Source organism: Luteimonas rhizosphaerae (genome assembly GCF_002849595.1).
GTDB lineage: Bacteria > Pseudomonadota > Gammaproteobacteria > Xanthomonadales > Xanthomonadaceae > Luteimonas > Luteimonas cellulosilyticus.
Genome location: NZ_NRQR01000028.1, coordinates 167,754 through 174,522 on the forward strand (window position 1 = coordinate 167,754; position 6,769 = coordinate 174,522).

At 70.9% G+C, this 6,769-nt stretch carries 8 protein-coding genes; all 8 read left to right on the forward strand.

Annotated features, from left to right (window positions below):
- Positions 1 to 147 precede the first annotated feature (147 nt).
- Positions 148 to 1,548 carry a flagellar filament capping protein FliD gene (gene fliD, locus CJ022_RS16550; RefSeq protein ID WP_101927728.1) on the forward strand — a complete coding sequence of 467 codons (1,401 nt, stop codon included), beginning with the start codon at positions 148 to 150 and terminating at the stop codon, positions 1,546 to 1,548.
- A gap of 17 nt (positions 1,549 to 1,565) precedes the next feature.
- Positions 1,566 to 1,985 carry a flagellar export chaperone FliS gene (fliS, locus tag CJ022_RS16555; RefSeq protein WP_101927729.1) on the forward strand — a complete coding sequence of 140 codons (420 nt, stop codon included), beginning with the start codon at positions 1,566 to 1,568 and terminating at the stop codon, positions 1,983 to 1,985.
- An 8-nt stretch (positions 1,986 to 1,993) separates the two neighbouring features.
- Entirely contained in the window at positions 1,994 to 2,284 is a 291-nt protein-coding gene (locus CJ022_RS16560; RefSeq protein ID WP_101927730.1) for a hypothetical protein, read from the forward strand.
- On the forward strand, positions 2,281 to 2,862 hold the full coding sequence (locus CJ022_RS16565) for a PilZ domain-containing protein (RefSeq protein WP_101927731.1): 582 nt from the start codon (positions 2,281 to 2,283) through the stop codon (positions 2,860 to 2,862). Before CJ022_RS16560 ends, CJ022_RS16565 begins: the two co-directional genes overlap by 4 nt.
- A gap of 54 nt (positions 2,863 to 2,916) precedes the next feature.
- Complete coding sequence (locus tag CJ022_RS16570; protein WP_101927732.1) at positions 2,917 to 3,549, forward strand: response regulator; 633 nt, start codon at positions 2,917 to 2,919, stop codon at positions 3,547 to 3,549.
- 217 nt (positions 3,550 to 3,766) lie between these two features.
- The gene (gene rpoN / locus CJ022_RS16575) at positions 3,767 to 5,134 is read left to right on the forward strand and encodes an RNA polymerase factor sigma-54 (protein WP_101927749.1); all 1,368 of its coding nucleotides are present in this window, start codon (positions 3,767 to 3,769) and stop codon (positions 5,132 to 5,134) included.
- A gap of 8 nt (positions 5,135 to 5,142) precedes the next feature.
- A complete protein-coding gene (locus CJ022_RS16580; RefSeq protein WP_101927733.1) occupies positions 5,143 to 5,538 on the forward strand; it encodes a response regulator in 396 nt (131 codons plus the stop codon).
- Positions 5,535 to 6,769 (forward strand): sigma-54 dependent transcriptional regulator (locus CJ022_RS16585; protein WP_101927734.1); only part of this gene is annotated, 1,235 nt, incomplete at its 3' end. The genes CJ022_RS16580 and CJ022_RS16585, both read left to right, overlap by 4 nt.

Genomic DNA, 6,769 nt, shown 5'->3' on the forward strand with positions numbered 1-6,769 from the left:
TGCACATAGAAAAATGCGGCCTTCCCGGCACGGGAGATCCGCGCCGGGCACGCATCTTGCAGCCCTCAAGAAGCACGGCATCGGGCCGTTACAGCAGTAGGCCGCCACGTGCGGCGCGTCCGGGGCAGTCCCGGTCAGGAGACAGACATGGCGGATTATTCGTTCGGCTACGGCGGCATCGGCTCCGGGCTCGACATCAGCTCGATCGTCAACCAGCTGGTCGCGGCCGACCGCGCGCCGCAGAACGCGCGACTCAACACGCTGGAGTCGGCGACCAAGTTCAAGCTCTCGGGCATCGGCACAGTGAAGTCCGCGTTCGACGCGCTGAAGACGTCGCTCGACAGTCTGCAGAAGGTCGATGCGCTGGGCGCGCGCACGGTCAGCTCGACGATGCTGTCGTTGGCATCGGGCGCGACGGGCACCGGAACCACCGACGCGGTGCTCACGCCGACCGCCGGTCGCAACACGCCCGTCGGCAGCTACCAGGTCGAGGTCGAGTCGCTGGCCACCGCGCACAAGCTGCTCGGCGCCGGCACCGAGGTCGGCACCAAGTTCGCCGCCGGCACCCTGCGGGTCGCGATCGGCGAGGACACCGTCGACGTCGCGATCAAGGCCGATGCGACGCTGGCCGACGTGCGCAGCGCGATCAACGATGCCGCCGGCAAGTTCGGCGTGCAGGCCGCGTTGCTGACCTCCGATCAAGGCCAGCACCTGTCGCTGGGCAGTGCCAAGACCGGCGCGGCCAATGCGATCTCGATCGAGGTCGTCGACGGCGGCGCAGGCCTGCAGACGCTGGTCGCCGGGTTGAGCGAACAGTCGCCGGCGTCCGATGCGCGGGTGACGATCGACGGTCTGGTCACCACGTCCGCCAGCAACACGATCACCGATGCGGTGCCCGGGCTGAGCCTGGTGCTGAAGCAGGCGGGCACGAGTCGCGTCGACGTCGGCACGGATCCCGCCGGCAGCCGCGCGGCGGTCGACGGTTTCGTCAAGGCCTACAACGCCGCGCTCAAAGCGATCGGCACCGCGACCACCTACAACGCCGAAACCCAGACGCCGTCGTCGCTGACCGGCGACGCGCAGATGCGCGGCGCGGCGTCGCAGCTGCGCAACGTCATGAACGACCTGCTCGGCGGCCTCGCCGAACAGGGCCTGGACGCGAAGACGCTGGGGCTGCAGACACAGGGCTTCCCGAACCCCGACGGCACCCTCGTGCTCGATGCGACCAAGTTCAACGAGGCGATGGCGGCCAATTCCTCGAAGGTCATCGCGGCGTTCACCGGCGAGAACGGCCTGGCCGCCAAGCTCAACACGGTCGTCAAGGGCTATGTCGGCACCGATGGCGCGTTCACGCTGCGCGACAAGGGGCTCAACGACCAGTTGAAGGACGTCGCCCGCCAGCGCGAAGCGCTGGACGTGCGCATGGAAGCCGCGGCGAAGCGGTACCAGACCCAGTTCGTCGCCCTCGATTCGCTGATGGCCCAGATGACCAGCACCAGCAGCGCGCTGTCCCAGCAGCTGGCGACGCTGTCGGCGCAGACGACATAAGTGCAAGGAGCCACGAGATGACACCCCGCCATTACGCCCAGCAGTACCGCCAGAGCCAGCTCGAAGGCGCCGTCATGGATGCCGACCCCCACAAGCTCGTCGCCCTGCTACTGGCCGGCGCGTGCGAACGCCTGCGCCTGGCCGAAGCCTTCCTGGAACGCGGCGATCCCGCCCGCAAGGGCAAGGCGCTCGGCGAGGCCTGCGCCATCATCGGCCACCTCAACGGCTCGCTCGACCACGAGGCCGGCGGCGAGGTCGCGGGCAACCTGTCGTCGCTGTACGACTACGTGCTGCGCCGGCTGACCGAAGCCAACCTGCACAACGACGCGTCCGCGCTGCGCGAGTGCCTCGAGCTGCTCGGCGAGATCGACTCGGCCTGGGCCGCGATACGCCCCGCCGCCGACACCGCGCCGGTCGCCGCGGGTGCGTTTGCGTGATCCGTGAGATGCCCCAGGACCTGCACGACCAGCTGGATGCACTCGGCTTCGCGGTCGACGGCAACGACATGCCGCTGGCGGCCCGCCAGATGAGCGAGTACGACGCTGCCCTGCGCGGATACATCGACGCGACCACGCCCGACACGGACGTCGACGTCCTGCGCGCGCTGCTGGAGCGCCAGAACGCGCTGGTGCTGCGTATGCGCGAGCGTCAGAGCGCCATCGGCGACACCCTGCGCCAGATGCGCCGCGCCGATACTGCCTCGCGTGCTTACGCCAGCGCCGGAGTCTCGCCATGACCGACACCGCCCCGCACACGCCCGAGGCCGCCGACGCGACCCTGTTCGACGACACGCTGAGCCATGCGCTGACCCTGCCGGTGGCGGTCGAACCGTCCGACAGCATCGGCCGGCAGACGCAGGCCATCGCCCTGCTGTCCGCTCTCGCCCAGGTCGAGGACCTGCGCAAGGACGAGACCAGCGAGGACTCCGGCGACCTGCTGCTGCTCGCCCAGCGCATGGACGCCAAACTGGACCTCGTGCTGTCGCTGCTGAGCCGGCTGGCGCGCCGCGCCGACGGCCTTCACGAGCGGAGCCTGCAGTGGTCCTGCCGCGGCCTGCGCATCGACATGGCCCCGGGCGATGCCTTGGCGCCCGGCAGCCACGTCGTCGTCCGCCTGCAGCCGTCGGACTGGCTGCCCGACCATCTGGAACTGCCGGCCCGCGTGCTCGCGACCGACGCCGCCGCGGCCGCGCCGCGCGTGTGGGTGACCTTCGAAGGCCTGCAGCGGGACCTCGTCGAAACCCTCGACCGCCATCTGTTCCGCCTGCATCGGCGCCAGGTCGCCGAGCAGCGCCGCGCCGATCCGCGCCCCTGACGTATCCTCCGCAGGACCGGCCCGTCTCGCGGCCGTCTGGAGGGGAGCCGATCCTTGCGAGTCCTGATCGTCGACGACCACACCTTCGTGCGCGCCGGGCTGGTCCGGCTGCTGCAGGCCTTCCACGACATGGAGGTCTGCGGCGAGGCCAGCAGCGCCGACGACGCGCTCCGGCTCAGCGTCCAGCACCGCCCCGACATCGTGCTGATGGACCTGTCGCTGCCCGGCCGCAGCGGCATCGAGGCGATGACCGACATCCATGACGCCCTGCCCGGCACCCGGGTGCTGATCATGTCGATGCACGACGATGCGCAGCACGTCCACGGCGCGATCGAACGCGGCGCAGCGGGGTTCATCGTCAAGGATGCCGCGCCGCTGGAGCTCGAGCTGGCACTGCGCACCGCGGCGTCGGGCCAGACCTTCCTCAGCCCGCGGTTGTCGTCGCGTCTGATGGCGCCGCTGTTCTCCCGCACCAAGGCCGAGGGCATCGATGCGCTATCGCGCCGGCAGCGGCAGATTCTCGACATGATCGGCCGCGGGCTCGGCAACAAGGCGATCGCCGCCGACCTCGACATCAGCGTCAAGACCGTCGAGACCCATCGCGCGCGGATGATGGAAACCCTGGGCTGCCGGCGCGCCAACGAGCTGCTGCTGCTCGCCGCCCGCCAGCGCAACGGCAACTCCTGACGCGGCAATCCACTGACGCGCCGGATCACCGGCGCAGGCTTCGAACAGGACGCCGTTCGGAAGCCGGATTCCTGACATCGGCCAAGGACGGTGTGGGGGAATCCCCGACACCTGTCGGGGGATTTGCGGGAGGTGTCGGGAATCTCCCGATACCCGCCCCGTCACGTGGCCTTCACGATGCCTCCACGCGCTGGGGTAGCGCGACGGAAACGTGACGATGAAGGGAACCGCGACCACTTCGCTGCAGTTCGGTCAGCAACTGCACATGACACCGCAACTGCTGCAGTCGATCCGGCTGCTGCAGCTCGACGGCCTCCAGCTGGAGCTGGAGATCCGCCGGGTCATGGAACAGAACCCGCTGCTCGATCTCGACGACGCGTCCGACGCGCCGGTGGTCGATGCCGCCGCCGATGCCACGATCGACGTCGCCGCGTTCGACGAACTCCCCGAATCCTCGATGTGGGACGTCCGCGGCGCCGGTTGGGACGGCGACGACGACGGCCTGCAGCGCATCGCCGCGCAGGCCTCCAGCGATCCGCAGCTGCGCATCCTGCAGGCGTTCGCGATGGACGCCGGGCTCGAACACTGCGACGACGCCGGTTATCTCGAGCAGCCGCTCGCGGCGCTGACGCCGCTGGTCTGCGCGCGCTCCGGCCGCACGCCGGCTGCGGTCGAGGCCGTGCGCCGGCAACTGCTCAACGGCCAGCCGGCCGGCGTCGCGGCGCAGGACCTGCGCGAGTGCCTGCGCGCCCAGCTCGACGCCCTGCCCGGCCCGGTACCGGGTCGGGCGCTGGCAAGGCGGCTCATCGACCAGGCACTGGACCTGCTGGCCGCGCGGGACGTCGCCGCGATTGCACGCCGCCTGCAGTGCGAGGACGAGGACGTGCACGCCGCCGCGCGCCTGGTGCGCAGCCTCGAACCGCGTCCGGCCTCGACCGGCGCGCCCGACACCGATGGCGCGGTCGTGCCCGACGTCGTCGTCTGGCAGGCCGACGCGGGCTGGCGCGTGGCGCTGAATCCCGCGGCGACGCCGCGCGTGTCGATCAATGCCCAGTACGAGCGCGCACTCGCCGACGGCGGCGACGCCGCCTCGCCGTTGCGCGGCCTGCTGCAGGAAGCGCGCTGGTTCACCCGCGGCCTGTCGATGCGCTACGACACCCTGCTGCGCACCGCGCGCGTCATCGTCGAACGCCAGGCGGCGTTCCTCGACCGCGGCGACGAGGCGATGGCGCCGCTGACGCTCAAGGAAGTGGCCGACGCGATCGGCATGCACGAGTCCACGGTCTCGCGCATCACCACCGGCAAGTACCTGCAGACGCCGCGCGGCACGATCGAGATGAAGCGCTTCTTCGCCGTGCGCCTGGAAGGCGCCAACGTCTCCGGCGCCGCGGTGCGCGCGATGGTGCGCCGCCTGATCGAGACCGAACCGACCCAGCGCCCGCTCGCCGACGAGGCGATCGCCACCCTGCTCGCCCGCCAGGGCGTCCACATCGCGCGGCGCACCGTCGCCAAGTACCGCGAACAACTCGACATCGCGCCCGCCCGCACCCGCGGCCGGCGCACCCTGCTGGCCCGGGCGGGCTGAGGATGGCCATGAACCGCATCAGGATCCTGCTGGTCGACGACCACGACGGTTTCATCAACGCCGCGCTGCGGCACTTCCGCCGGCACGACTGGCTGGAGATCGCCGGCACCGCCGGCAACGGGCTCGAAGCCATCGCCCAGTCCGAGGCCCTGCGCCCGGACGTCGTGCTGATGGACTTGGCGATGCCGGAAATGGGCGGCCTGCAGGCCACGCGCCTGATCAAGGCGCAGGACGATCCGCCCTACATCGTCATCGCCAGCCATTTCGACGATGCCGAGCACCGCGAGCACGCGACCCGCGCCGGCGCCGACAACTTCGTCAGCAAACTGTCCTACACCCAGGACGTCATGCAGATCCTCGACACGCTGCACACCGGCGATGCCCGGGAGGGAACCCCGTCATGAGCGAATCACGCATCCTCGTCATCGACAACGACGGCGACCGGGCCGAGCGCCTGTGCACCCTGCTGGAATTCATGGACCTGCGTCCGCGCTGGGTGGCCGGTCCCGACGAAGTCACGACCGCGCGCCATCGCCCGGGCGACTGGGTCGCGGTGCTGGTCGGCGGCATCGACGACAGCGTCGGCGCGGCCGCGTTCTTCGGCTGGCTCGGCAAGGACGGCGTGCCGCCGCCGGTGCTGCTGATCGACGGCGCGCCGACCGCGTTCGCCGCGACCCACGGCCTGCACGAAGCCGGCGTCTGGGCGCTTGAATCGCCGCTGCGCCACGCCCAGCTCGAGAACCTGCTGCGCATCGCCAGCCTGCGCCGGATCGACGCCGAGTCCCAGGCGACCGCCGACCAGGGTGGCGGCCCGACCGGCGACAGCGCGCCCGTGCAGCGGCTGCGGCGGATGATCGACCAGGTCGCGCCGTTCGACACCACGGTGCTGATCCTCGGCGAGTCGGGCACCGGCAAGGAAGTGGCCGCGCGCGCGATCCACCAGCGTTCGTCGCGCCGCGACAAGCCGTTCGTCGCGATCAACTGCGGCGCGATCCCGGCCGAGCTGCTGGAGAGCGAACTCTTCGGTCACGAGAAAGGCGCGTTCACCGGTGCGCTGTCGGCGCGCAAGGGCCGCTTCGAGATGGCCGATGGCGGCACCCTGCTGCTCGACGAGATCGGCGACATGAGCCTGCCGATGCAGGTCAAGCTGCTGCGCGTGCTGCAGGAACGCTGCTTCGAGCGCGTCGGCGGCAACCAGAGCATCAAGTGCGACGTGCGCGTCATCGCCGCGACCCACCGCGACCTGGAAGTGCGGATCGGCGACGGCCAGTTCCGCGAGGACCTGTTCTACCGCCTCAACGTGTTCCCGATCGACATGCCGTCGCTGCACGAGCGCTGCGACGACCTGCCCGAACTGGTGCGCACGATCGCCGGCCAGCTGGCGCGCAACGGCCGCGGCGTGATCCGCTTCGCCGACGACACCCTCGCGGCCCTCGCCGGCTACGCGTGGCCGGGCAACGTGCGCGAGCTCAGCAACCTGGTCGAGCGTCTGGCGGTGCTGCATCCCGGCGGCCTGGTCCAGGTCGAGGACCTGCCGCAGCGCTACCGCGCGCACCTGGCCGATCTCGCGCCGGCCGTGGCGGCGCCCGCGCCCGCAGCCGTCGCGGTGGCCGCGGCCACGCCACCGGCCGCGCC